This window comes from Actinacidiphila cocklensis (genome assembly GCF_907177275.1).
In the GTDB taxonomy this organism is placed as follows: domain Bacteria; phylum Actinomycetota; class Actinomycetes; order Streptomycetales; family Streptomycetaceae; genus Actinacidiphila; species Actinacidiphila cocklensis.
Map to the genome: position 1 here is coordinate 227,206 of NZ_CAJSLV010000103.1, position 25,619 is coordinate 252,824.

At 73.4% G+C, this 25,619-nt stretch carries 17 protein-coding genes and 1 riboswitch; of the genes, 14 read left to right on the plus strand and 3 right to left on the minus strand.

Translation table 11 applies throughout. The features are described from left to right. Positions 1 to 804: 804 nt before the first annotated feature. The 8 genes from NFU81_RS36220 to NFU81_RS36255 all read left to right on the plus strand — a co-directional run bounded on the left by NFU81_RS36220 (position 805) and on the right by NFU81_RS36255 (position 12,333). Positions 805 to 2,220, plus strand: coding sequence for an NsdA family TPR-like regulatory protein (locus tag NFU81_RS36220; RefSeq protein WP_251500016.1), 1,416 nt, complete (start codon positions 805 to 807; stop codon positions 2,218 to 2,220). A gap of 288 nt (positions 2,221 to 2,508) precedes the next feature. After that, the gene (gene lhgO, locus NFU81_RS36225) at positions 2,509 to 3,756 is read left to right on the plus strand and encodes an L-2-hydroxyglutarate oxidase (protein WP_251500018.1); all 1,248 of its coding nucleotides are present in this window, start codon (positions 2,509 to 2,511) and stop codon (positions 3,754 to 3,756) included. 77 nt (positions 3,757 to 3,833) lie between these two features. Then, on the plus strand, positions 3,834 to 4,604 hold the full coding sequence (gene trmB, locus NFU81_RS36230; RefSeq protein ID WP_251500020.1) for a tRNA (guanosine(46)-N7)-methyltransferase TrmB: 771 nt from the start codon (positions 3,834 to 3,836) through the stop codon (positions 4,602 to 4,604). Between the two features lie 106 nt (positions 4,605 to 4,710). Continuing rightward, positions 4,711 to 6,093: a PrsW family intramembrane metalloprotease gene (locus NFU81_RS36235; protein WP_251500023.1), complete on the plus strand. Its 1,383-nt coding sequence runs from the start codon at positions 4,711 to 4,713 to the stop codon at positions 6,091 to 6,093. 129 nt (positions 6,094 to 6,222) lie between these two features. Beyond that, positions 6,223 to 9,375 carry a DEAD/DEAH box helicase gene (locus NFU81_RS36240; protein ID WP_251500025.1) on the plus strand — a complete coding sequence of 1,051 codons (3,153 nt, stop codon included), beginning with the start codon at positions 6,223 to 6,225 and terminating at the stop codon, positions 9,373 to 9,375. A gap of 260 nt (positions 9,376 to 9,635) precedes the next feature. Next, positions 9,636 to 10,328: a helix-turn-helix transcriptional regulator gene (locus NFU81_RS36245; protein WP_251500028.1), complete on the plus strand. Its 693-nt coding sequence runs from the start codon at positions 9,636 to 9,638 to the stop codon at positions 10,326 to 10,328. 50 nt (positions 10,329 to 10,378) lie between these two features. Next, a complete protein-coding gene (locus NFU81_RS36250; RefSeq protein WP_251500031.1) occupies positions 10,379 to 11,299 on the plus strand; it encodes a helix-turn-helix transcriptional regulator in 921 nt (306 codons plus the stop codon). Continuing rightward, positions 11,296 to 12,333: an MBL fold metallo-hydrolase gene (locus tag NFU81_RS36255; protein ID WP_251500045.1), complete on the plus strand. Its 1,038-nt coding sequence runs from the start codon at positions 11,296 to 11,298 to the stop codon at positions 12,331 to 12,333. The genes NFU81_RS36250 and NFU81_RS36255 overlap by 4 nt, the downstream gene beginning before the upstream one ends. A gap of 162 nt (positions 12,334 to 12,495) precedes the next feature. Here the strand turns inward: NFU81_RS36255 and NFU81_RS36260 are convergent, their stop codons facing one another. Next, positions 12,496 to 13,617 (minus strand): M23 family metallopeptidase, encoded by a 1,122-nt coding sequence (locus NFU81_RS36260; protein ID WP_251500055.1) that lies wholly within the window; start codon positions 13,615 to 13,617, stop codon positions 12,496 to 12,498. A gap of 12 nt (positions 13,618 to 13,629) precedes the next feature. Further along, positions 13,630 to 13,788, minus strand: a riboswitch (cyclic di-AMP (ydaO/yuaA leader). Between the two features lie 529 nt (positions 13,789 to 14,317). Between NFU81_RS36260 and NFU81_RS36265 the strand changes: the two genes are divergently transcribed. Next, positions 14,318 to 14,959, plus strand: a complete 642-nt coding sequence (locus NFU81_RS36265) for an N-acetylmuramoyl-L-alanine amidase (RefSeq protein ID WP_251500057.1) — start codon at positions 14,318 to 14,320, stop codon at positions 14,957 to 14,959. On the opposite strand, the gene NFU81_RS36270 is transcribed toward NFU81_RS36265, so the two are convergent. Continuing rightward, entirely contained in the window at positions 14,946 to 15,608 is a 663-nt protein-coding gene (locus NFU81_RS36270; protein WP_251500059.1) for a DUF4240 domain-containing protein, read from the minus strand. The genes NFU81_RS36265 and NFU81_RS36270 overlap by 14 nt on opposite strands. Before the next feature lie 458 nt (positions 15,609 to 16,066). Here NFU81_RS36270 and NFU81_RS36275 point away from each other — a divergent pair, with 458 nt between their 5' ends. The 4 genes from NFU81_RS36275 (at position 16,067) to NFU81_RS36290 (ending at position 23,015) form a co-directional block, all read left to right on the plus strand. Then, entirely contained in the window at positions 16,067 to 18,631 is a 2,565-nt protein-coding gene (locus NFU81_RS36275; protein WP_251500067.1) for a DUF11 domain-containing protein, read from the plus strand. A gap of 306 nt (positions 18,632 to 18,937) precedes the next feature. Then, positions 18,938 to 21,562 (plus strand): protein kinase family protein, encoded by a 2,625-nt coding sequence (locus NFU81_RS36280; protein ID WP_251500070.1) that lies wholly within the window; start codon positions 18,938 to 18,940, stop codon positions 21,560 to 21,562. 234 nt (positions 21,563 to 21,796) lie between these two features. Beyond that, positions 21,797 to 22,471: a DUF4232 domain-containing protein gene (locus NFU81_RS36285; protein WP_251500072.1), complete on the plus strand. Its 675-nt coding sequence runs from the start codon at positions 21,797 to 21,799 to the stop codon at positions 22,469 to 22,471. Positions 22,472 to 22,523: 52 nt separating this feature from the next. Further along, entirely contained in the window at positions 22,524 to 23,015 is a 492-nt protein-coding gene (locus NFU81_RS36290) for a GNAT family N-acetyltransferase (protein ID WP_251500075.1), read from the plus strand. 75 nt (positions 23,016 to 23,090) lie between these two features. Here NFU81_RS36290 and NFU81_RS36295 read toward each other — a convergent pair whose 3' ends face one another. Continuing rightward, positions 23,091 to 24,191: a glycoside hydrolase family 19 protein gene (locus tag NFU81_RS36295; RefSeq protein WP_422665377.1), complete on the minus strand. Its 1,101-nt coding sequence runs from the start codon at positions 24,189 to 24,191 to the stop codon at positions 23,091 to 23,093. A 210-nt stretch (positions 24,192 to 24,401) separates the two neighbouring features. Between NFU81_RS36295 and NFU81_RS36300 the strand changes: the two genes are divergently transcribed. Further along, entirely contained in the window at positions 24,402 to 25,598 is a 1,197-nt protein-coding gene (locus tag NFU81_RS36300; RefSeq protein WP_251500078.1) for an FG-GAP-like repeat-containing protein, read from the plus strand. Positions 25,599 to 25,619: the final 21 nt, after the last annotated feature.

The following is a 25,619-nucleotide window of genomic DNA, read 5'->3' on the forward strand; positions in this document are numbered from 1 at the left end:
GGTGATATGCCGGGTAACCGAGGCCGTTTCCTGCGATCGTTTTCCGCCGCCGATCTTCGTCCGGGACGCCGCCGATCACGCTCGCACAGATCGCCGACACGCCCGCGTCGCGACCCGGAGCAACCGCGGACAGCCCGCGCGACTACCGCGCGTGGCCGCCGCGGGGCACGCTCAGTACCGCCAACCGCCGTGCGCGGCGGGCGGATCGAGGCCGCAGCACCCGGGAAGGTGGGTGGCCCGCGCACGACACACGGCCCGGGAAGCGACTCAACGCCCCCCGGGCCGGTCCGCCACCCGCGGGGATTGTGGCAGCGGAACTCGCTGGCCCGCCGCACCCCGCCATAGCCGCCTGACGGAAGCACGGGCCGACCCACGACTCACCATGCAACCGCCCGCAGCCGATTCGGCACAGAGCGCACAGGCGGGCGCACGGCCACATATACCGGGAGCACGCGCCGCCTGTCGCGAACAGCCCTCCGCCGCAGCCGAGTCGGGCACCGCCGGCGGCGAATCACCGGATGCGCACCAGATGGTCGCCCGGAGCACTTTCCACGCCACGGACGCGTTCGGGTAAGGGGCTGGATTCGCGCCATCCGACACCAGACCCTTAACGGTCGGGAGGCGGCGAACTACGCTGGGTGCATCCGGTTCGCACCCGTACGTGCGGCTCGGACATCCGGCACAGGAACCGCGCTCGCCGCCAACAGGCCCCCGCGGTGGCTGAATCGGACTCAAGGGGAGGGACACCCCCACGACAGACCAGGCCCGCCGGCCTGCCCCAGCGGCATCACGAGGTGAACCGCAGTGAACAGAGAACACCGCGGGCCGAACGAGAAACTCGGCACCCTTCTCGGTCTGGCCGGCATCAGCAACGCCGGACTCGCCCGCCGGGTCAACGACCTGGGCGCGCAACGCGGTCTGACGCTGCGTTATGACAAGACGTCGGTCGCCCGATGGGTCGCCAAGGGCATGGTGCCGCAGGGCGCCGCGCCGCACCTGATCGCGGCCGCGATCGGCAGCAAGCTCGGCCGCCCGGTGCCGCTGCACGAGATAGGGCTCGCCGACGCCGATCCGGCGCCGGAGGTGGGCCTCGCCTTCCCGCGCGACGTCGGCGAGGCGGTGAAATCGGCCACCGATCTGTGGCGGCTGGACCTCGCGGGCCGCCGCGGACCCGGAGGCGCCGGAATCTGGCAGAGTTTGGCCGGATCCTTCGCAGTGAGCGCTTACGTGACCCCCGCGTCGCGCTGGCTGATCACTCCGGCGGACGCCACGGTCGCCAGGGACGCACCCGCGCCCGGCATGGCGCACGTCGGGCACACCGATGTCTCCAAGCTCCGCGAGGCCGCGGAGGACGCCCGCCGCTGGGACTCCAAGTACGGCGGCGGCGACTGGCGTTCCGGCATGGTGCCGGAGTGCCTGCGGGTCGAGGCGGCGCCGCTGCTGCTCGGCTCGTACAGCGACGACGTCGGCCGCGCGCTCTTCGGCGCCACGGCCGAACTGACCCGGCTGGCCGGGTGGATGGCCTTCGACACCGGCCAGCAGGAGGCCGCACAGCGCTACTACATCCAGGCGCTGCGGCTGGCCCGCGCCGCCGCGGACGTGCCGCTCGGCGGGTACGTCCTCGCGTCGATGTCGCTGCAGGCCACCTACCGCAACTTCGCCGACGAGGGCGTCGACCTCGCACAGGCCGCCCTGGAGCGCAACCGGGGCCTGGCGACCGCCCGCACGATGAGCTTCTTCCACCTCGTCGAGGCCCGCGCCCACGCCAAGGCCGGCGAGGCGGCGGCCTGCGGGGCCTCGCTCGCCGCGGCCGAGGCGCTGCTGGAACGGGCCAGGGAGGGCGACACGGACCCGAGCTGGCTCGGCTTCTACTCCTACGACCGGCTCGCCGCCGACGCCGCCGAGTGCTACCGCGACCTGCGCATACCGCGGCAGGTGCAACGATTCACCGAACAGGCGTTGGCACGGCCGACGGAGGAGTTCGTGCGGTCGCACGGGCTGCGGCTGGTCGTGTCGGCCGTCGCCGAGCTGGAGTCGGGCAATCTCGACGCCGCGTGCGCCGCGGGCGTGAAGGCCGTCGAGGTCGCCGGCCGCATCTCCTCGGCCCGCACCACGGAGTACGTCCGCGATCTGCTGCACAGGCTGGAGCCGTACGCGCACGAGCCGCGCGTGCTCGACCTCCGCGAACGGGCTCGCCCTCTCCTGGCCTCCCCCGCATAAGGGTGCGCCCTTCCCCCGCGTAAGGGTGCGCTCTTCCCCCGGCCACGGGGGTGTGCGGCTCCCCTTGCGCAGGGGCGCTTTCCCGCGGGCCGCGGCGGCTCGGGCGGTGCCCCGCAGCGGGTGCTTTCAGGGGCGCCTGGGGTCCCCCCACGCGCCCCTGAAAGGGGCCGGCGGTCCGTCGCAGCACGACGGCAAGTGGGTTGCTCTATGGCGCCGCCGTACGCAGACTCACCCCCGCCGGAGGCGCACCGCGTAAGTTGATCACGAGCACCCGGGAGGAGGTCCGCCATGCCCGCGGCCAGGACCGAGCACACCGTGAACGACCGAACCGTGTACGACGTCGTCATCGTCGGCGCCGGAATCGTCGGGCTCTCGACCGCCTACGCCCTGGTGCGGGCGGCGCCCGCGTTACGTGTCGCGGTGGTCGAGAAGGAGGCGGGACCCGGACGGCATCAGACCGGGCGGAACAGCGGGGTGATCCACAGCGGTATCTACTACCGCCCGGGCTCGCTCAAGGCCCGCTACGCGCTGGCCGGTTGCGCCGAGACGCCGGAGTTCTGCGCCGACCACAACATCCCGTACGAGGTCACCGGCAAGCTCATCGTGGCCACCGAGCAGGCGGAACTGCCCCGGCTGCACGCGCTCGTCCAGCGCGGGCGGGAACACGGCATCCCGGTCAAGGAGTTGGGGCCGATCCAGATCGCCGAGCACGAGCCCGCGGTCGCCGGGCTCGCGGCGATCCACGTCGGCTCCACCGGCATCTGCGACTTCCGCGCGGTCGCCGCCGCCCTGGCCGGACTCGCGGCGGACGCGGGCTGCTCGATCCGCTACGGCGTGCGGGTCACCGCGATCGGGCGGGCCGCGGACGGCACGGTCACCGTCACCGCGGAAGGCGGCACCGCCCGGCCCGCCCTGCGCGCCAAGGTGCTGGTCAATTGCGCGGGTCTGCACAGCGACCGCATCGCACGGCTCGCGGGCGACGACCCCGGGCTGCGTATCGTGCCCTTCCGCGGCGAGTTCTACGAGCTGGTGCCGGGCCGCCGCGGGCTGGTGCGCGGCCTGGTCTACCCCGTCCCCGACCCCGACTTCCCCTTCCTCGGCGTCCACCTCACCCGCGACGTCCACGGCGGTGTCCACCTCGGCCCGAACGCGGTGCCCGCGCTGGCCAGGGAGGGGTACGGCCGCTGGACCGTGCGCCCGCGCGACCTGGCGGGCACCGCCGCGTACCCCGGGACCTGGCGGATCGCCCGCAGGCACTGGCGGCAGGAGGCAGGCGAGGTGCTGCGGTCGGTGTCGAAGCGGGCCTTCACCGCGAACGCCAGGCGCCTGCTGCCGGCGCTGCGGCCCGCGGACCTGCGCCCGGCCCCCGCGGGCGTCCGCGCCCAGGCCGTGCTGCCCGACGGCACCCTCGTGGACGACTTCCGCTTCGCCGGCTCGCCCCCGTTCGTGCACGTGCTGAACGCGCCCTCCCCCGCCGCGACCGCCGCCCTGCCGATCGGCCGCGAGGTGGCCGGGCGGGTGCTGGCGGCGCTGTGACCTGCGGCGGGCCACCGGCGTCCGCCGGCAGGACCAGCCCCGTAGGACCGGAGCCTTCCCGTAGAATCGGACGCACTGTGTCCATCTCACCCCTCACCCCCACCGCCCACGCCCCCGCCGTGCCCGGCGCCCGCTTCCCCGACGGGCCGGCCGCCGACCCGGCCGGTTCGCGCGGCGAGCACCGCATCCGCTCCTTCCACGCCCGGCGCGGCCGTGTCACGCAGGCGCAGGCGGCCGCGATCGACCGGCACTGGGAGACGTGGGGCGTCGAGCTGGACGGCAGCCCGCTGGATCTGGCCGCGCTCTACGGTTCCGCGCGGATGCCGGTCGTGCTGGAGATCGGCTTCGGGATGGGCGACGCGACCGCCGCGATGGCCGCCGCCGACCCGGCGACCGGCATCCTGGCCGTCGACGTCCACACCCCGGGCCAGGGCAACCTGCTGGCGCTCGCGGACCGCGCGGGCCTGACCAACGTACGGGTGGCCAACGGCGACGCCATCGTGCTGCTGCGCGACATGCTGCCGCCCGCGTCGCTGTCCGGGCTGCGGGTGTACTTCCCCGATCCCTGGCCCAAGGCCAAGCACCACAAGCGCCGGCTGATCCAGCCGTCCTTCCTGGCCCTGGTCGCACCGCTGCTGCGGCCCGGCGCCGTCGTGCACTGCGCGACGGACTGGGAGCCGTACGCCGAGCAGATGCTCGACGTGCTGAGCGCCACCCCGGAGCTGGCCAACGCCCACCCGGCGGCGGGTTTCGCGCCGCGGCCCGATTTCCGGCCGATGACGAAGTTCGAGCGCCAAGGCCTCGCCAAGGGGCACGTGGTAAGGGACCTGCTCTTCACCCGGGTCTGAGGGGGCACGCGCGCACCCGCGCACGCCCCCGGCGTGGGCGGCAGCACACGTATCCACCTCCCCCATACCCTCGCGGAGCAGGGCAGTCGCCCCGTACTGTCGACAGGTGGCCACGTACTCGTACTCGTCCTCACCCGAGCCCGGCTCCCCGCCCGAGGGTCGCCGGTCCGACGAGCAGATGTACGTACCGGTGGCCCCCGCCTCCTGGCACTACGCCCCGCGGCGGCCGTTCTGGGAGAGCCGGGCGGTGCGCACCGGTGCGCTGTTCACCGCGCTCGCGGTGTGCGGAGTCGTCATCCTGGCACTGGTGCGCAAGCACATAGGCACCGAGCCGTTCCTGGTCGGGCTCGCGCTCGCGGTGCTGCCGGTGCCGCTGCTCGTGTGGGCCTTCCTGTGGCTGGACCGGGTCGCCCCCAGCCCCTGGCAGAATGTCGTGTTCGCCTTCTCCTGGGGGGCGTGCGCCGCCACCCTCGTCGCGCTCTTCGCCAACGAGTACGGCGCCAAGCTGCTGGCCACGACGCTGTCCGCGAGCCAGACCCAGTCCGACCGGTGGGGTGCGACCTTCGTGGCGCCGCTGGTCGAGGAGACCGCCAAGGGCACCGCGATCCTGCTGCTCTTCCTCTACCGCCGCCGGCACATCGAGTCGCTGCTCGACGGCATCGTGCTCAGCGGCCTGGTCGCCACCGGCTTCGCCTTCACCGAGAACATCCTCTACCTCGGGTCGGCCTTCGGCGAGGACAAGGCGGTGGGCGCCGGCGTCCTGGACTCCACCACCGCGGCGACGTTCTTCGTCCGGGTGCTGATGACGCCGTTCGCGCACCCGCTGTTCACCTCGATGACCGGGCTGGGCTTCGCCATCGCGGCCACCACCCGCCCGGGGCGCCCCTGGCGGTGGATCGCGCCGGTCGGCGGCTGGCTGCTCGCGATGGTGCTGCACGGCTCGTGGAACGGCTCCTCGCAGCTGTCCCCCGTCGGCTTCCTCACCGTCTACGTCGCCGTGATGATCCCGGTCTTCGGCCTGGTCGTCTGGCTCGCCTTCTGGGCGCGGGCCGGCGAACTGCGCACCATCCGCACCCACCTGGCCGCCTACGCCGCCGCCGGCTGGCTCCACCCGCGCGAGCCCGTCGCGCTCGGCTCGATGCAGACCAGGGCCGACGCCCGCGACACCGCCCGCCGTTACCACGGCGACGCCGGCGCCCGCGCGGTGCGCGACTACACCGGCTACGCCACCCACCTCGCCTTCCTGCGGTCCGCCGCGACCCGCGGCCTGGCACCGCCGGACTTCGCGGCGCGCGAGTCGGAACTGCTCCACCACCTCTGGCGGGACCGCGCGTTGGCCCAGCCCGCCCTCCTCCAGTCCGCCCCCCTCCCCTGGCCCCCGCCCGTCCCCGGCCCGCGCCCGTACCCCTACTGGTCCCAGTACGCCCCCGCCCCCTACGCTCCCGCGCCGGCCCCCTCGTACGGGCCACCCGGCCCGAAGCACCTCTAGGGTCTGTGCCGCCTGCCGCCTGCGCCGCCCCGGCGCGGGGTTTTCCGTACCGCTCGCCTGGGCGCCCCGCGGGTGTCGGTGACTGCTGCTACATATGAGGCTGGACCTTTGCAGTACAGGGGGGCTTCGATGGCGGACGTCATGCGCAGTGACGGGCTCGGGGAGCCGGTGACCGGGCTCTACGAGGAGTTGATCACCCGGCGGCTGGCCGAGCGGATCCAGCAACTCGACGCCGACGGGCTGCTGGCGATCGACGAGCAGGTGGGGGCGGAGTCCTCGCCGCATGTCCTGGCGCGGCACGTCGGCGCAACGGTCAGGCGCGTGCTGCAGGACCTCGCTCCGGCCGAGCAGGTGGCCGCGGCCAACCAGATCCTCACCTCGATCGGCACTCTGCAGGGTGCCAGGGAGTGGATCAGCATGGTGGTGGAAGGCCCCCGCCAGCTGATGGCCATCGCCGAGCAGAAGGCCCCGGGCGTGTACGAGGTCCACCGCCCGGTGACGCCGCTGTCCGAGACCGCGCTGATCACCAACTCCCCTGAGGACCCCAACCTCGGCTTCGAGTTGCGCGCGGAGCTGGCGACCGCCGACAGCATCGACCTGCTCTGCGCGTTCGTGAAGTGGCACGGCCTGCGGGTACTGGAGCAGCCGCTGAAGGCCGCGCGCGAGCGGGGCGCCAGGATCAGGGTCATCACCACGACGTACATCGGCGCCACCGAACGCCGGGCGCTGGACCGCCTGGTGCGGGACTTCGGCGCCGAGGTGAAGGTCAACTACGAGACGAGGTCGACCCGCCTCCACGCGAAGGCCTGGCTCTTCCGGCGCAGGACGGGGTACGACACGGCGTACGTCGGCAGCTCCAACCTGTCCAGGGCGGCCCTGCTCGACGGCCTGGAGTGGAACGTACGGCTGTCGTCGGTGGCCACCCCCGCGGTGATGCGGAAGTTCGAGGCCACGTTCGACTCGTACTGGAGCGAACCGGCCTTCGAGTCCTACGACCCGGACCACGACGGCGACCGCCTCGCGCAGGCGCTCTCCGCGGCGGGCGGCGGCGCGGCGGGCGGCAGGTCCCGGCTGACCCTCTCCGGCCTCGACGTCCGGCCGTATCCCTACCAGCGGGACATGCTGGAGCGCCTGGACGTCGAGCGCGAGGTACACGACCGGCACCGCAATCTGCTGGTCGCGGCGACCGGCACCGGCAAGACGGTCATGGCCGCCCTCGACTACCGCTCGCTGCGGCACAAGCTCGGCCGGGACCTGCGACTGCTCTTCGTGGCCCACCGCCGGGAGATCCTGGAGCAGTCGCTGCGCACCTACCAGGAGGTGGTCGGGGACGCCGACCTCGGCGAGGCGCTGCACTCCGGTGACATCCCCGCGAGTTGGACGCATGTCTTCGCCAGTGTCCAGTCGCTCAACGCCGAGCGGCTGCAGCGGCTCGACCCCCGGCATTTCGACGTCGTCGTGATCGACGAGTTCCACCACGCCACCGCGAGGACCTACCGCAGGATCATCGAGCACTTCGAGCCGATCGAGCTGCTCGGCCTCACCGCCACCCCCGAGCGGCTGGAAGGCCGCAGTGTCCAGGACGAGTTCTTCGACGGCAGGATCGCCGCCGAGATGCGGCTGTGGGAAGCGCTGGACAACGACCTGCTCAGCCCGTTCCACTACTTCGGCATCACCGACAGCACGGACCTGACCGGGGTCGCCTGGCGGCGCAGCTCCCAGGGATACGACCCGAAGGAGCTGAGCCGGCTCCTCACCGGCGACACCGCCCGTGCCCGGCTGATCCTCCGGGCCGTCAACGACAAGATCGCCGACCCCGGTTCGATGCGCGCGCTCGGCTTCTGCGTCTCCGTCGAGCACGCCCGCTACATGGCCGCGTGTTTCCGGGAGGCGAATGTGGCGGCCGTCGCCCTCTCCGGCGACACACCGAAGGAAGAACGCAGAGCCGCGCTTGCCGGCCTCGCGTCCGGCCGGCTCCAGGTGATCTTCTCCGTCGACCTGCTCAACGAGGGGCTGGACATCCCCGACGTCGACACCCTGCTCCTGCTGCGCCCGACATCCAGCGCCACGGTCTTCCTCCAGCAGCTGGGCCGCGGACTGCGCCGCACCGAGAGCAAGGCGGTGCTCACCGTCCTGGACTTCATCGGCCGGCACCGCGCCGACTTCCGCTTCGAGGAGATCTTCGGCGCCCTCACCGACCTCCGCAGGAACCGCCTCGCCGACAGCGTGGAACAGGACTTCCCGCAGCTGCCGTCGGGGTGCCAGATCATCCTCGAACGCAAGGCCAAGGAACGCGTCCTCAAGAACATCCGCGACCGGATCGGCGTCAACGCCCCGCAACTCGCCCGGGAGATCGCCCGGTACGCCCGCCCCGCGCTCGCCGACTACCTGAAGGAGAGCGGCCGCGACATCAAGCAGATCTACCGCGGCGGCAACTCCTGGACCGCCCTTCTGCGCCGCGCCGCGCTGCTCCCCGGCGACGCACCGCCCGGCGAGGACAGACTCCTGCGGCGGACCCCCGCCTTCCACCACGTCGACGATCCGGTACGGATCGACGCCTACTCCCGGCTGCTCGCCGACGACGCCCCGGCCTACGACGCCCTCGGACCGCAACTCCAGGCCTACGCCCGGATGCTGGTCTTCTCGCTGTGGCCCGGCGGCGGCTCCTTCACCGGATACGCCGCGGCCCTGCGCTCGTTGGCCGCACAGCGGGCCTTCCGCGACGAGGTGCGGCAGATCCTCGCGTACAACCTCGACCGCACCGAGCACGTCCCCGTCCCGCTGCTCGGCGACCACGCGGGCCTTCCGCTGACCGTGCACGGCTCCTACAACCGCGAGGAGATCCTGACCGCCCTCGGGCAGACCGCGATCGGCGGCTACGCACCGGACACGTTCCAGGAGGGCGCTCGCTGGTGCCCGGACATCGCGACCGACGCGCTGTTCGTCACGCTGGAGAAGGACGCCAGGGACTTCTCCCCGCAGACCCGGTACCGCGACTACGCGATGAGCGAGACGCGGTTCCACTGGGAGAGCCAGGGCCGTACGTCCGACACGTCGAAGACCGGCGTCCGCTACCGCACCCATGCCGATCGCGGCACCCACATCCTGCTGTTCGTCCGCCGTTTCAAACGCACGGACATCGGCGGCCCCCAGCCCTGGATGCTGCTCGGCCCGGCGCAGTTCGTCGAGTCCCGCGGCAGCAGGCCCATGGGCATCGTCTGGGACCTCCGGTTCCGGATGCCGGCCGACGTCTGGACGTACTCCGCGATCGCGGCGGGCTGAGCCGCCGTACCGGTGACTCACCGGACCGGGTGGCGCGATGTCCGCGTTCACCTGGTTTGCGGTGGTTGATTTCCTCGACGGATTCGACCTGGAAAACGCGTGACACCCCTGTAACACTCGGTATCTGACGGGTCGACAGCAAACCCACGGGGGCGCCGACAGTGCAGCCAGATGCGAGAGCCGGGCGGATGCCGGGTGCGGGGTGGTTCTGCAAGGTCCCCGGTGCGGTGTTCGAAGCGGAGGCGGGAGCGGGTCAGAGGGTGCCGGAGGGCACGGCACGGGTGGTCGTCGAGGAGTACCCGCTGCCGCAGCAGCACGAGCAGGTGCTGCGCGAACTGACCGACGCCGTACGCGAGTCGGCCGACGCGCTGCGGCAGGGCGGCGGGTGGACGGGCGGCGCGGGCCTTGAGGCGGTGCTCGCGCTGGACGCCGCGATGGCCCGGCGCGGGGTGCGGGTCCGTGCGGTGTACCCGCGGGCGCTGCTGGCCGTACCGCGGCATGCCGCGCACCTGCGGCAGGTCTCGGACGCCGGGGTGAGCGTGCGGGTCCTCGACCATGTGCCGCACGACCTGCTGGTCTTCGACGGGGAGACGGCCTGCCTGACCTCCGGGCAGGCGTGCGGGGCCGACGAGCCGGCGCCGCCGCTGGTACGGGTGCGCGGTCCGCTGCTGGCCGCGTCCTTCGCCGCGATCTACGAGTCGTACTGGCAGCGCGCCACCCCGCTGTCGCGTACGTCCGCCGGGCCGCACCACGCCCAGCTCTCGGCGCGGGAGCGGGAGGTGATCCGGCTGATGACCAACGGCTACAGCGATGACAGGATCGCCAGGAAGCTGGGCATCACGACACCGGACGTGCAGTCGGTGATGACCGCGCTGATGGAACGGCTGGACGCCGGCAGTCGTTTCGAGGCCGGGTACAAACTCGCCCGCGAGGTCGACCCGCGGGACCTGTGAAGGGGTGTGGCCCCGCACAGGGCCACCGGCCGGAAGGGAACCGTGAGGGCATGCGCGACCGGGAGGCGATGCGGACGCTGCTCGCCAGGGCCAGAGCCCGCGTCGACCCGGGGGAGTTCGGGCTCGCGCCGCGCGCCGACCCGCGGGGGCGCAAGGTCGCCGGGCTCACCCACGAGCACATGACCCGGCTGCTCGGCTGGCCCGAGCACAAGTACGGCTACGTCGAGCGCGGCCGGCTCGCGGCCATCGAGACCGAACTGCTCGAACCCATCGCCCGCATCCTGCACCTGTCGGACCACGAGTGGGAGGCGCTGGTCCTCTACGCGACCGGGACGCCGCCGGCGTACCGCCTCGACCCGCAGCTGGGGCGGGCGGTGCCGAGCCCCTGGGAACGGGTGCTGCGCGGCTCGCGCGAGATGGCGTACGTGAACGACGCCGCCTGGGAACTGGTCGCGTACAACGTGGCCTTCACCGGCATCTTCCGGCGCCGCGAGGTGCCGGGCAACGTGATGCGGTGGATGCTGCTCCACCCGGATGCCCGGGTCACCCTCGGGGACTGGGAGCACAGCTGGCTGCCGCTGCTCGTGCCGCAGCTGCGGGCCGCGGTGGCCGCCAACCCGCACAACAGGACGCTGGCGCAGCTCATGGCGGACGCCGGGCGCGACCCGGTGGTCGGGCGGTGCCTGCAGGCCCCGACGACGGAGTACATCGGGCCGCGGGCGGAGAACGCGCTGCCGCTGGTGCACGCCGAACTGGGGCCTGGCTGGGCCACCTTGTGCGCGGCCGGGCCTTTCGGGGTGCCGGGCGGGCGGCTGATGTTCGTCCTGTTCGACCAGGGCGAGCGGCCGCGGCACGCGCCCGCCCTGTCCGCGCCCGCGAGCGGCCCCGTCGGCCCGGAGCGGCCCGAATCCCCCCGTACGCCCACCGATACGGCGAACCTCCCCGCCGGGCTGGACAATGAGGCACCATGAACACCCCTCTGCCGCACGCGCTGCGGGCGCTGACACCGAACGTCCACGCATGGCTCCCGGACGGCCACGCGACCTGGGGCATGGCCAACTGCGTCGTCGTGACCGGGCGCACCGCGGGGTCCGGCGCCGCGCTGCTGGTCGACACCCCGTACACGGCCGGGATGACCCGGCACCTCCAACAGCTGATCGACGGCCTCGGCGACGGCCCGGCGGGCCGCCCCGAGGTCCGCACGGTCGTCAACACCCACGGCAACGGCGACCATTCGTACGGCAACGGGCTGTTCCCCGACGCCGAGATCATCGCCACCGACGCCAACGGCGAGCACCTGTGCGCCGAGCCCGCACCCGCGGACCTGGCCGGGCTGATCGCCGGCAGCGACCCGGACTCGCCCCTCGGGGCGTACATGCGGCGGCACTTCGGGCGCTACGGCGACTTCGGCGGGGTGAGCACCGTCCACCCGACCCGCACCTTCAGCGGCGAACTCGACCTGGACGTCGACGGGGTGGAGGTGCGGCTGATCGAGGTGGGTCCCGCGCACACCGCGGGCGACCTGATCGTCCACCTGCCGCAGGAGGGCGTGGTCTGCGCGGGCGACGTCGTCTTCAACGAGGACCACCCGGTGCACTGGGCGGGGCCGTTGGAGTCGGTGCACCGCGCGTGCCGGCGCATCCTGGACTGCGACCCGCGGGTCGTGGTGCCGGGGCACGGCCCGGTGATGACGCCCGCGGAGGTGCGCCGCTACGCCGACTACCTGCTCGACCTGCGCGACGCCGTCCACCGCGGCCACGGGGCGGGCCGCCCGCTGCCGGTGCTGGCCGCCGAGCTGATCGCCGACGACCCGTACCCGGCCTGGGGGTTGACCGAGCGGATGGCGATCCTCGCCGCGGTCGAGTACCGGGCGCTGGACGGCGAGACCGGGCGTCCTGACCTGGTGGGCCTGGTGGGCATGGCCGCCGGGTTCGCCCACCGGCGGGAGGGTGCGGCGGCCGGCGGTACGGCCGCCGGGAGCGTGCCGGCCGGCAGCGGCGGCTGAGCGCCGGCCCGACATGCCGACGGCCCCGGCGTCGGGGGGGGTGAACGCCGGGGCCGCCGGCTGCTCAGGGGCGGCGGGCCGTGCGGCCTGCAGGTGGTGCGGGTAGCGCGCTGGTGCGGCCGCTAGGGGCCTTCTGCGGGCCGCCGCGGGGCGGCCCGGGTGTCAGACCGCGACGTCATGACCGTACAGCCACGGCACCGGGTCGACCGGTGCGCCCCCGCCGGGGCGGACTTCGAGGTGCAGGTGCGGCCCGGGCACGTTGCCGGTCGCGCCGACACGGCCGATCGTGTCACCGGTGACGACCTGGCCGGCTGTGGCGACCATCGTCGACAGGTGGCAGTACCACAGCTCGGTGCCGTCATCGAGGCGCAGGACGACCCGGTAGCCGTACGAGCCCGCCCAGCCGGCCGAGGTGACCGTGCCGCTGTGGACGGCGTTCACCGGGGTGCCGGTGGGGGCGGCGAAGTCCTGGCCCGTGTGGGTCGCCCACATGTTGCCCGACTCGCCGAAGGCGGTGGTGAGGGTGTAGGACGCGACCGGTTTGACGTAGGAGGCGGCCAGTCGGGCCAGCCGCTCCGCCTCGGCCTGCGCGGCGGCCTCGGCGGCCGCCTTGGCCTTCGCCTCGGCCGCCGCCTTCGCGGCGGCGGCCTGCTCGCGCACCTTGCGGGCCGCGGCCTCCTTGGCCGCGTGCTCGGCGGCGGCCCTCTCCGCGGCCTCGCGCTCGGCGCGGGCGGTGGCTTCGCGCTGCCGGGTGACCTGGTCGATGATCCGGGTGCGCAGGGCCTCACCGGGGTCGGCGGCGGCGGGGGCCGCGTCGGCGGCGCTGTCCGCCGGGGCCGCGGGCGCGGCCGCCTGGACGACCGCGGAGGGGTCGTACGACGGTGTGCCGACGGCGACGTCGGGCTGCGCGGCCGGGGCCGCGGACGGCGGGAGGGCGTCGGGGAAGCCGGGGGCGTCCGGGAGCGATATCGGGGGCGCCGCGGGGGGCGCCTCGGCGGCGGCGGCCACTCCGCCGGTGCCGACCGCGGCCATCGCCGCGATGCCGAGCACCGCCGAGCCGACCACGCCGCTGCGGGCCGGGAGCCCGGCGCGCTGCCGGGGCAGGCGCAGCTGGCTGCGCGGACCTGCGGCGTCGGAGCCCGGGTCGTACGCGTCGAACGATGCGGCGGCCGGGCCGTCGACGGGGGCGTCGGACGGCAGGGACTCGTCCCGCTCCCCGAAGGGCCACTCCCCGGTCGGTGCTGCTACCGGGGACGGAGCGTAGGCAGGCTGGTTGGACGCCACGGGGGCGCACTCCTTTCCTTCCTTCTCGCCTACCGGGTTAGCTGACGGGTTCGGAGCAGGAAGGTCTCCTACGGGCCTGACGGCTGCCCGATTCACCCCATTGGACCCCTCCCGCGGTAGCGGAAGGGCGGGTCCCCGGTTCCCGCGGACGGGATTCGGCAAGCGCACGGTGCCGCCTGTCGGCGGCGGTGACGACCGCGCTGCGTTATCGAACGTTAATAGAGCCGGAGAGGTTTTCCAAGCCGAATGGGAGAGTTGGGGGCGGGAACCAATCGGGCAGGGTATACCTAGAGAGGACCAATCGGACAGGCGACGTGGCCGGGCAGTGATGTGAGTGTGCGTCAGTTGTTATCGGAGGGGGCGATATGGCTACGGACGGTGAGACGGCGACGGCGGGGCGCAGCGGCGGGTTCGGCTGCGGAATCGACGGCGGAATCGACGGCGGGCGTGGCAGCGGGCGTGGCAGCGGCCGAGGGGGCGGACAGGGCAGCGGGCGGGGCGGCACGAAGGAGCGCGCACGGAAGGGGCCGCGGGGGCCGCACGCGGAGATATCCGCGAGGCCGGCACGGCAGCTCCAGTGGTCTGGACCTGTGCCAATGCGCGAATCGCTTGGCATGCCGTGGGCGCGGGCCGCACGATGGGCGAGCCCGACGTTCTTGTCATGCACCCGTCCCCCCCATGACGCCTCAGGGAGCCCTCGATGGAACGCCCCAACTCTGCTGCGGCAAGCCGCCGTTCGCTGCTGCGCGGCGGCCTCGGCCTCGGCGCCGCCGCCACCACAGGCCTGGCCGCCGGCCTCTGGCCCGCCGGTGCCGCCCAGGCCGCCACCGCACCCGTCGCACCCCAGGCGGCCGCTGTCGACTACCCGTCAGCCGCCTGGGCGCCGGCCAGCACCGCGAACTACACCGCCTCCAACCGGCCGTCCAGCTACCCGGTCGAGCTGGTGGTCATCCACGTCACCCAGGAGACCTTCGCCGACACCATCTCGCTCTTCCAGAACCCGGCCCACGCCGCCGCGTCGCACTACGTCGTCCGGTCCGCCGACGGCGCCATCGACCAGTGCGTCCGCGAGCACGACATCGCCTGGCACGCGGGCAACTGGGACTACAACACCCGCAGCATCGGCATCGAGCACGAGGGCTGGGTGGACCAGCCGGCCTACTTCACCACCGCGCTCTACCACGCCTCGGCGGCGCTGACGGCGGAGATCTGCGACAAGTACGGCATCCCCAAGGACCGCAACCACATCATCGGCCACTCCCAGGTGCCGGGCACCGACCACACGGACCCCGGGCCGAACTGGGACTGGGTGCGCTACATCCGGCTGGTCAACGGGGTCTGAGGCCCGGCGGCCCCGGTTCGTCCAGCGGGAACATGACGCTGAGCCGGGGCAGCCGCCTGGCCGCCTCCTCCTCGTCCCTGGCCGTCCAGCGCCGTCCCGCCGGGTCACGGCGCCCGGACGGCGCGGGGTGGCCGGCCCCCCGCCCCGGGGCCTCGGCGTCACGCGCGGCGGCGCGTACCGCGGTCCGTACGGCGGCGTAGAAGGCGTCGCCGAAGTCGTCGGCCGGACCGGTCGCCAGCTCGTACGCCTCCAGCCCCAGCCGGTCGAGGGCCGGCCAGCCCGGCCGGTCGTCGGCGGACCAGGCGGCCCGGGGGCGGCCGGCCAGCCGGAAGACCTCGGGCGCGTAGGCGAGGACGTCCGGATCGTGCACCGCCGCCTCGAAGACGGCCCGGCCCAGGCCCATCATCCAGTGCTGGAACGACCGGAAACCGTCGTCCGAACACCAGCCCCCGAAGACCCGGTCGGCCGCACCCCACAGATTCCAGGTGAAGGCCTCATCCGTCATCCGCTCCAGGCAGGCCTGAAAGCCCACGATCCCGCCGGCCGGCAGCCGTGCGAGCGCATGGCGCAGCCAGGCATCGCGCTTGTCACCGCCGAATCCGTGCCGCCGGGAGTCCTCTAGGAGGGTCCAGAAGGAGTCGGTGTCCATGGCTGTCGACTATGCCAGGGGCGACCGATCCCTCCAATTCCCCTGCAACAAAAGCCCAGTTGGCGGGCGGCGGCGGCAGGGGCGCCCTGCTCGCACCCGCGGACCCGTCCGCAGCGCGCCACCACCTGCGCCCCACCCCTCCCACCCGCCACAACCTGCCGGGCCGCCGCCGCCCGACCGGTAGTTTGCACCGCCAAACATTGAAAAGAAGCGCATACTTGAGGCAATGCGCGCGGGTCGCGCGCCCCGGCTCGGCATTCCCCTCCACGAGCATTCCCGCTCGGAAAAGAGCCACGGATCGCTCAGCTTTACGTGCCTTTCCGGAAGCATGCGGAGTATTCCTTTCAATGCCCCTTCCCTTTCGCCCGTTCGGGTGACCAGCGGGCATTTCGCTGCCTACCTTGTTCCGCGGCGCGGGCCAGGAGCCCGCGCGTACCGAGACGAAGGTGGGGACATTCATGCTCCGGCTCTTACCCTGTCTTTCCGCGCACCCCCCGGCCCGCAGAGCACGCCGGTCGGCCGCGCGGGCCGCCGTCGCGATATCGGCGGCGCTGCTCGCGACGGCGGCCGGCTCGCTCTCCCCGGCCATGGCTCACGGCGGCGGCGGTGGCGGTGGCACCCCGCCGCCGCCCGCCGGGGTGGGCCTGCAGAAGACGGTGCAGAACGTCACCAGCCCCGGCACCACCCAGGCCCAGCACTCCGACACGCTCAACTGGGTGGTGTCGTACGACACTTCGGCCACCGGCGGGCCGGCCCCCGCGACCATCACCGACCCGGTCAGCGGCGCCCCCGGCGCGCAGGCGTACGTCCCCGGCTCGCTGCGCGTGCCGCCCGGCTGGACGCCCGGGTGGTCCACCGACGGCAGCACCTTCACGGGCACCGACCAGGGCGCCGCGACCACCGCCGTGCAGGCGGTCAACGACGCGGCGATCGGCACCGGCACCAACGTCAGCGGCGACCTGCTGCCGCCGGTCCAGGCCGCCACCCGCTCCACCGGGGGCGACGGCTTCACGCCGATCCTCTACCGGGCGGCCTCCGGTGACGTCGAGGCGTGGAACATCTACCACCACAGCGGCCCGGCCGCCCCCCTGGTGGTCTGCAACGACCTGTCCTCCGGGCAGCCCTGCGCCGGCGGCCCCTGGCCGCGCCCGCTCAACACCACCGCAGGCCCGCTCGGTTCGGGCGGCACCGGCAACGTCTACAGCACGCTGACCCCGCAGTACGTCATGGACCCGGGGCGGCCCGGCGTGGTCTACTACCCGGCCGTCGCGACCGGTTCGGTCGGCGCCGGCTGCCTCGACCTCGCCGCCCGCGCCAACTGCGGCTTCTTCCCGCTCGCCGCCGCCACCGGCTCCCCGAGCAGCGCCAACGGGCTCGCGGGACTCGTCGCCCAGGGCGGCAGGCTCTACGGCGTCGCGAACACCGGCCAGGTGCTGTGCCTGGACATCGTCTCCCAAACCCCGTGCGCGGGGCAGCCGTTCGCCGCGATCGTGCCGCCCAACCACGACCTGCCGGGCAACACCTACTCCCTCTACCAGGGCGCATTGGCGGTCGCCGACGGCCGCATCTACGCCTCCTCCTCGCCGATGGCCTCCGGCTCCACCGCCCCGGGCGCCCCCGCGCTCGGCTGCTTCGACCCGGCCACCGGCCAGACCTGCACGGGCTGGACCACGCCCCACCCGGCGGGACCCAACGCCAACGCGTACACGTACAACGCCTTCGTCGCGTACGACACCGCGGGCCACCCGAGCGGCGTCTGCACCGCCGACAGCACCGGCGGCAGCCCGTCGACCAGTTGCTACGCGCTGGACGGCGGCCCGCTGGCCACCCCTGCGACGGGCCTGGACGCGCTGCCCGCCGGGGTCCTCGTCTTCAACCCGGAGGTCGTCAACGCCGGGGGCGACAACCGCAGCTACTTCGCCGTGTGGGGCGGATCGCTGCCCGGCGACACCGTCTGCTACAGCTGGACGCACGCCCAGCCGTGCGCCGGATTCCCGGCTGTGGCCGGGCACCCCGCGGTCAACTCCGGTGTGACGCGCGACTACGGATACTCCTACGACGCGACCACCCGCTGCCTGATCGGCCTCGGCGACGCGGGCATCCTCTTCTCGATGGACCCCGGCACCGGCGGATCCCCCTGCCTGCACACCGGCGCCTCGGTCACCCTCAAGCCCTCGGACTTCTACTGCGACGGCGGCACCGGACACGCCGCCGCCTACACCGAGGCACGGCTGACCGGCCTCGACCTCGCGCACACCGACCCGGCCGCGACCACCGTCGCGGTCACCGACCCCGACGGCACCGTCGTCGCGACCCCGGCGCTGTCGTCGTCCGGCACCGTCGACCTGTCCGGCATCTCGGCCACCGCCCATCCGTCGATCACCGTCACCGTGCAGTTCAGCCTCACCGACACCAGTGACTTCGCCGACGGCAGACACCCCTCGCTGACCGCGTACTTCCAGGGCGACGACCCGCAGCTGTGCCTGCGCACGGTGGTCACCTCGGACTGCGCGACCAGCCAGGTCGCCGACACCGCGACCGGCAGCGACGCCACCGGCGCCCTCACCTCCAACACCGTCACCGTGCCGGTGCAGCCCGGTGCCGCGTGCCAGCCGCACGTGACGGTCGACAAGGAGATCTGCGCGGGCACTTCCTCGCACACCTGCGGCCCCGGCGGCTCCGGCCCCTGGGTCAAGTCCAGCCCCGTCGGCCTGCTGCAGGTGCTCGGCACGGCCTACTGGCGGATCACCGTCACCAACGCCGGGCCGGTCGACGCCACCGGCGTGACCGTCAACGACCCGACCACACCCTCATGTTCACAGGGCAGCTTCACGCTGGCCGCCGGCACCAGCCGCCAGGTCTACTGCAACTCCTTCCTGCTGGCGCTCCCGGTGAAGAACACGGCGACGGCGAGCTTCACGCCCGCCAACTCCCCGCACGGCACGCACCCGACGACGACGGACCCGTCGTCGGCCGTGGCCTGCTCCCTGCTGTGCATCCTCCTCCCGGCCGAGAAGCACTGACGGCGGCGGCACCCCGCCGCTGAGCACCGCCCGCCCCCCGACGCCTCCCGGGCGCCGGGGGGCGGGCCTTCCGCGCCCCGGGCGCCCGCACTCCCCCGATCGCCAGTACCCTCGTGTTCCTCACGGCACCTCATCTCCCTGCCCCGCGTCCTCGACGCCCTGCCCTCTCGTAGCGGCAGGGGCAACGGACGCCGTGAGCCCCGGCAGGACCGCCCGGCTGCCGGTGGAACCCCAGTACGGAACCGGGCGTCGCGGAGCTGCGGTCGGCGGCTCCGCCACCAGGGGCAGCGCGAGGGACGGAATCAGGTGGACGACGACCACGACGGCACGGGCATACCCGGCGAGACCCAGCAGGACCCCGCGGCGGCACGCAAGCCGGCGAAGAAGCCCGCGAAGCGGGCAGTTCCCAGGACTGCGGCGCCGGCCGCCCCCGCAGGCACGCGCGCGGCCAAGACCGCCGACGCCACACCGGTGGCGTCCCCGGGCACCCCGGCCGGAACGTCAGCCGAAGCAGGCACGACCGCCGGAGCGGCGCGCGACGCAGGCCCGGCTGCCGCCCCGGGCACAACCGCCCCTGCGGGCGAGGCCGCCGCCACCCCGGCCGACGCGGGCTCAACCCCCGCTGCGGGCAAACCCACGAGCCCGGGCACCGCCGCCGCAGGCACGGCGGCCGGCTCGGGCAGGCCTGCCGCCACCGCGGGCACGCCCGCCGGCACCGCTGCCGGCGCGGGCACGACTGCCGCCACGAACGCATCGGCGGGGGCAGCGAAGGGTGCGGCCGCGACTACCGGCGCGGACAAGCCCGCTGGAAAGGGCACCGCCGCCGCCAAGCGCACGGGCACCCGTACGGCCAAGGCGACGGCCACGGGCGCGGGCACGACCCCCGCCCCGGCCAAGCGCGCGGCCACACCCGCCGGCAAGACGGCAGCCACGCCCGCCCGCAAGGGCACGACGGCACAGCCCGCGGCGACCACCGACGCGACCCCCGCATCCGTCACCGACGCGACGCCTGCCGCGGACGCGGGCACCGCGGCGGGCAACGGCAAGCGCACCGGCAAGACCGCAGCCGCAGCCGCCAAGGCAGGCACCGGATCCCCGGCGCCCGCAGCGGGCACGGACGCAGCCGCCGACGGAACCGAGAGCCCCGCACCCGGCGCGGCCAAGCGCAAGGCCGCAACCGCGCCCGCCGCGCCCCGGAAGAAGGCCGCACCCGCCAAGAGGGCCGCGGTCGCGAAGCAAGCCGGCCCGGCGAAGAAGGCCGTCAAGTCCGCGCCCGCCGCAGCAACGGCCGAGGCGCAGGCCCAGGCGCAGGCCCAGGCAGCACCAGGCGAGGCCTGGCGGGTCGACGGGTACGCGGTGGAGGGGGACGCCCGGGTCGACGCCGGTGGGCACGTGGTCGTGCCCGCGCGGCACGAGGCCGGCGGGACGCCCGTCGTGATCACCTACGTCTCGGCGGAAGTTGCCGCCGACGAGGGCTTCCGGGAGGCCTTCCGCGGGGCAGCCGAGGGACTCGGGCGACTCGAATCGCCGTACGTGGCACGGCTGTACGCGTACACCGAGGACGGCCCGCACGCCGCGGTCGTACGGGAACCGGTGGACGGGGTCGCCCTGGACGCCCTGCTCACCGACAGCGGTCTGCCCGCAGGACCCGAGGCGGCGCTCACCGTACTGAAGAGCTCGCTGCTGGGCCTGGCGGCCGTCCACGAGGCCGGCCTCGCCCGCGGCGGCTACCAGCCCGCGAAGGTCCAGGTCACTCCCGAGGGCACGGTGAAGCTCACTGACCTCGGCGTGACGGTGAGCGGCGCGGAGGCCACCGACGTCCAGCTGGCGACGGCCGCCTTCTCCGCCTGCCTGGCGACGGGCACGGAGCCGCACCCGGACGTCCAGGCCCTGATCGCCCGCGGCTTGGCGGGCACAGCCGCAGCCACGGCAGCCGACGCGGACGCGGACACCGCAGCAGCGGACGACGCAGCCGCCGGCACGGTCACCCCTGCTCCCGCTCCCGCTCCTGCCCCTGCCCCTGCCCCTGCCCCTGCCCCTGCCCAACAACTCGCCACCGCAGCGGACTTCGCCGCCGAGGTAGATGCCGTCGCCGTCGCCGTCCACGGCGAGGACTGGGAAGCGCGCGGGCAGGCGGAACTGGCCGCGCTCGTCGTCCCGTTGCTCCAGCCGGCAACAGCAGTGCCGCCGCAAGGCGAACCCGCACCGGTCACCGAACCGTCGCTGCCCTTCACCTTCGTCGCCGACGATCCGTCCGCGGAGGGGCGCCGCTTCGGCCGGCGGGCCAAGGTCCTGCTCCTCGCCGCGGCAGCGGTCGTCGTCGCGGGGGCTCTCACGGTCGCCGCCGTGGCCACCGGCAACAGCAACGACGCCGCGGCCACCGTCACGCCCAGTGCCACGCCCACCGCGTCGGCCACCGTGCCGTCCACCACGGCCCCGGCCGCCGCCCCGGCCCCCACCACGACCGCGCCCTCCCCGACGAGCGCGCCGTCGACGACCCCGGCGGCACCCTCGCCGACGAAGCGGCCCACCACGCCGCCCACGACGGCCCGGGCCACCACCGCGCCCGCCACGCCCCCGCCCGCCACGAAGCCCGCCGCGCCCGCCGGGGCGCACGTGTCGGCCGTGTACGCCCATCTGGGCTGTACCCCCGGTAACCACACGGCCACGGCCGTCGTGCGGGTGGAGTACGACGGCACCGCGGGCGCCACACTGACCCTCACCTGGTGGCGCAACAGCTCGGGCAGTCCCGAGGGGGCGACGACCATGACCCCGCAGACGGTGAAGCTGCCGAAGGGCTCGACGTCGTACGTCTTCACCTCGAACTTCACCTACCAGGACACCCCGAAGCGCCCGTACATCGGCGTCACCGCCACCACCGCCCCGGCGGCCGCCACGGGCGCCAGGACCGAGGTCGTCCGCTGCCGCTGAGCACCCCGCCGCAGTGCCCCCGCCGCCCCCGCCCGAGCGACACGACCCCTGCTCGGGCGGGGGCGGCGGCTTTTCCGCGCGGGCGCAGGTTAGGGCCTGTCGTTGTGCGCTGCACCTGGGAAACGAATATGCGCGAGGGACGGATGTTCTGTCCCTGGGCGGTAACGCGAAGCCCCAGGGGGATGCCGCCGAGGCAGGATCGGCTGCAGGCAGCACAAAGGAGAGAGGGATACCATGGGCACCAGGAAAATCGGCCGTACGGCACCGGCGCTTGTGCTCGTCACCGCGGGTCTGGCACTCGCGGCCTGCGGGCCGTCGGATGCTTCCGGCACCTCGGGCTCCGCGCCCGCCGCGTCCTCCGCCCCCATGACCTCCAGCGACGCCCCGACGCCGACTGAGGCGCCGTCCGTGACAGCCACCTCGACCCCCGCCCCCGCCACCACCGCCACCGCCTCCCCGGCGGCGACCGCGGCCACCGGTTCGACGGTGCCGGGGTGCACCACCAGCCACCTGAAGGTCACCGTGCAGAGCAACGGCAGCGGGGCCGGCAGCAGCTTCTTCACGCTGGCCTTCCAGAACACCGGCAGCAGTCCCTGCACCCTGTTCGGCTATCCGGGCGTGTCCTTCGTGAAGGCCGGCAACGTCCAGCTCGGCAAGGCCGCCGCGCGGACGCCCGCGTCGAAGGCGACCGTCACGCTGATACCCAACGCCCACGCGTTCGCCGACCTGCGGACCGTCAACGGCCAGGGCGGCTTCGACCCCGCCCAGTGCCAGCTCACCACCGTGCCGTCGCTGCGCATCTTCCCGCCGAACCAGAGGGCGTCGGTCAATATCCCCTGGAACCAGAAGGAGTGCGTCGGCTCCACGGTGCAGAACCTGCAGGTGGGTCCGGTGCACAGCAACCGCTGACCCCACCACCCGGGTCGGCGGCCCCGCCGGCCGGAATGAGATGATCCGCTCCATGAGCAGCGGGGACAGCGGGGACGGCGCGCAGCGCCCGGAGGAGCAGTGGGCGCTGCGGCCCGCGGCGGCAGCGGACGTCGAGCCGATAGCGGACCTGCGGGCCGTCGTCATGCGCCCCGACCTGGAGCGGCTCGGGCGCTACGACGAGCACCGCGTACGGCAGCGCTTCCGGGACTCCTTCGACCCGCGGCACACCACCGTCATCACGGTCGGCGGCGAGCTGGCCGGTTCCGTGACGGTCCGCCCCGCGGACGCCCGGCTCTGGCTGGAGCACTTCTACCTCGCCCCGCACGTGCAGGGCCGCGGGCTGGGCTCCGCGGTCCTGCGGTCCGTGCTGGACCGCGCCGACGCGGAGGGTACGGCCGTGGGCCTCAACGTCCTGCAGGGCAGTCCGGCCCGCCGCCTCTACGAGCGGCACGGGTTCGTCGTGGACGCCCAGGACCCGGTCGACGTCTTCATGACCCGCCCCCCGGCCGCCGCCGGCCGATGACATGACGCCCCGCCCCCACGAGGGGAGCGGGGCGCCGCCTGCGTCAAGCCGTCAAGCCGTCAAGCCGTCGAGCCGTCAGCAGGAGAGGTTGCCTCCGGTCGGCACGCCCAGGATGGACGTGAAGCTCGTGTAGGCGTTGACGCGGGACTGCACCTGGGCGGGGTTGCCGCCGTTGCACTCGATGCTGCCGTTGATGCTGCGGATGGTCTCGCCGAAACCGGCGCCGTTGACCATGGCGTTGTGCGGGGTCATCGTGCCGGGTCCCGACTGGGTGTTCCAGTACCACAGGCCGGTCTTCCAGGCGATGGCCGAGTCGGTCTGCACGAGGTTGGGGTTGTCCAGCAGGTCGATGCCCAACGAGTCGCCGGCCGCCTTGTAGTTGAAGTTCCAGCTGAGCTGGATCGGGCCGCGGCCGTAGTACGCCGACTGTCCCGCGGGGCAGCCGTAGGACTGGCTCGTGTCGCAGTAGTGGGAGTAGTTGGCGGTGTTCTGCTCCACGATGTAGACCAGCCCGCCGGTTTCGTGGCTGACGTTGGCGAGGAAGGCGGCGGCCTCCTGCTTCTTCACCGTGTCGCTGCCGGTGTTGGCGAAGCCCGGGTACGCGCTGAGCGCCGCGGTCAGGCCGCTGTAGGTGTAGAAGGAGTTCCGGCTCGGGAACATCTGGTTGAACTGCGCCTCGCTGACCACGAATCCGCCGGTGGGCGGCTGGGTGCTGCCGCCCGTGGTGCCACCGGTGCCCGAGCAGGTGTACGGGCTCCAGTACCAGGTGCTGATCGTCGGGTCGTAGCCCGGGTTGTCGTGGGTGGCGATGTAGTCGAGGCCGTTGGTGTACTGCACGATGTCGCCGGTGACGTACGCGCGGCCCGCGACCCACGCCGGGTAGCTGCAACCGCCCGAGCCGCCGGTCGTACCGCCGGTGCCGCCGGAGCCGCCGGTGCACGTGCCCTGGTCGGCCCAGACGTCGGCGGCGCCGGGCGTCTCGCCCTGCGTCCACCACTTCGCCGACCAGTTGTGGCTGTTGTAGGAGGCGGTCATGCCGCCGGTGTAGACCGAGGACGAGTTCCACGCCGAGGCGCAGGTCGCCGCGGATGCGGGGGACGACATGGGCACGAGGATCACCAGGCCCACGACGGCCGCGACTGCGGCCAGGAACGCGATGAGGCGTTGTCTCGACACGTGACCACTCCTTATGGGGGTTGAGTGGGGTCGAGGCACACTCCAGCGTATTGGTCTGGACCTGTCAAGGTCCAGACCAATGCTCTTCTCGCCCGACGCCCCCGCAGTGCCGACGAGTTGCGCCCCGCCGCACGCCTCCACCTGCGCCTTGCCTGGCCTTTGCCGGAGAAATACAGTACGAGCTTCACTTATGTGGGGGGATTTCCTTACGTGCGTCTGTCTTTCCGTGGCATCTGCGCCACACTCGCCCTGACCGTGGGCCTCGCCGCCGGCTCCGTCCTGCCGGCCGCCTCCTCCGCCGCTGCGTCGACCGACCCGGTCAGCCGCTGCCCCAGCGGACGGCTCTGCCTCTTCGACGGCCTGGACGGGACCGGCTCGATGACGAGCTATTCGGGGAGCATGACATCGCTCGGCAGCTGGGCGAACCGGGCACGCTCCTTCGTCGACAAGGCCCCGTACGTGAATTTCTGCCCGTCGACGGAGCCGGGTCCCGCAGCCACCAACGAGGGGTATTCCGGCGACCCCACGGTCCTCGACTTCCGTAAATGGGACGCTGTTCTGGACCGCAACGTCGAGTCCTTCGTCCTCACCAACAGCGAACGCGAGTGCGAGACGGGAGTGGAGTACCCGTCCTGGCTCGGTGACGACGCGGCGGTCACCCGCCCGCGCAAGCTCTTCGGGGACCTCAACCGCGACGGCCGCACCGACCTCCTCTACCGCTCGCCCGCAGGCCGGCTGTACTTCCTGCGCGGCGACGAGAGCGGCACGCTGATCGGCGGCGGCTGGAACTCGATGACCGCGATCACCCGGCACGGCGACCTCAACAGCGACGGTGGCGAGGACCTGCTGGCCCGTGACACGTCAGGCGTCCTGTGGCTCTACCCGGGCAAGGGAAACGGCCAGTTCGGCGCCCGGACGAAGGTCGGGACCGGCTGGAACAGCATGCGGCGCATCGCGTCCGCCGGAGATCTGACCGGCGACGGCCGGCCGGACCTGCTGGCGGCCGACACCGCCGGAACCCTGTGGCTCTACCCGGGCGACGGCAAGGGCAGGCTGGGCAATCGCAGCAGGGTGGGCGGCGGCTGGAACAGCATGACCGCACTCGTCGGCGCCGGAGCCTTCGACGGTGACAGCCTCAACGACCTGGTCGCCCGCGACACCACCGGCCGGCTCTGGTTCTACCCCGGCAACGGCCACGGCGGGTTCGCCCCTCGCGTGCTCATCGGAACGGGTGGATGGCAGGAATTCACGACCGTCCTCGGGCTGGGCGACGCGAGCGGTGACGGCGTCAACGACCTCTACGCCATCTCGTCCGACGCCATCTCCTTCTACAAGGGTCGCGGCGACGGCCGTATCTACCTCCAGGGTGCGAACGTCGGGTGGGAGAAGGGCGACATGGTCTTCTGACTCCCGCCCGGGCACCCCTCC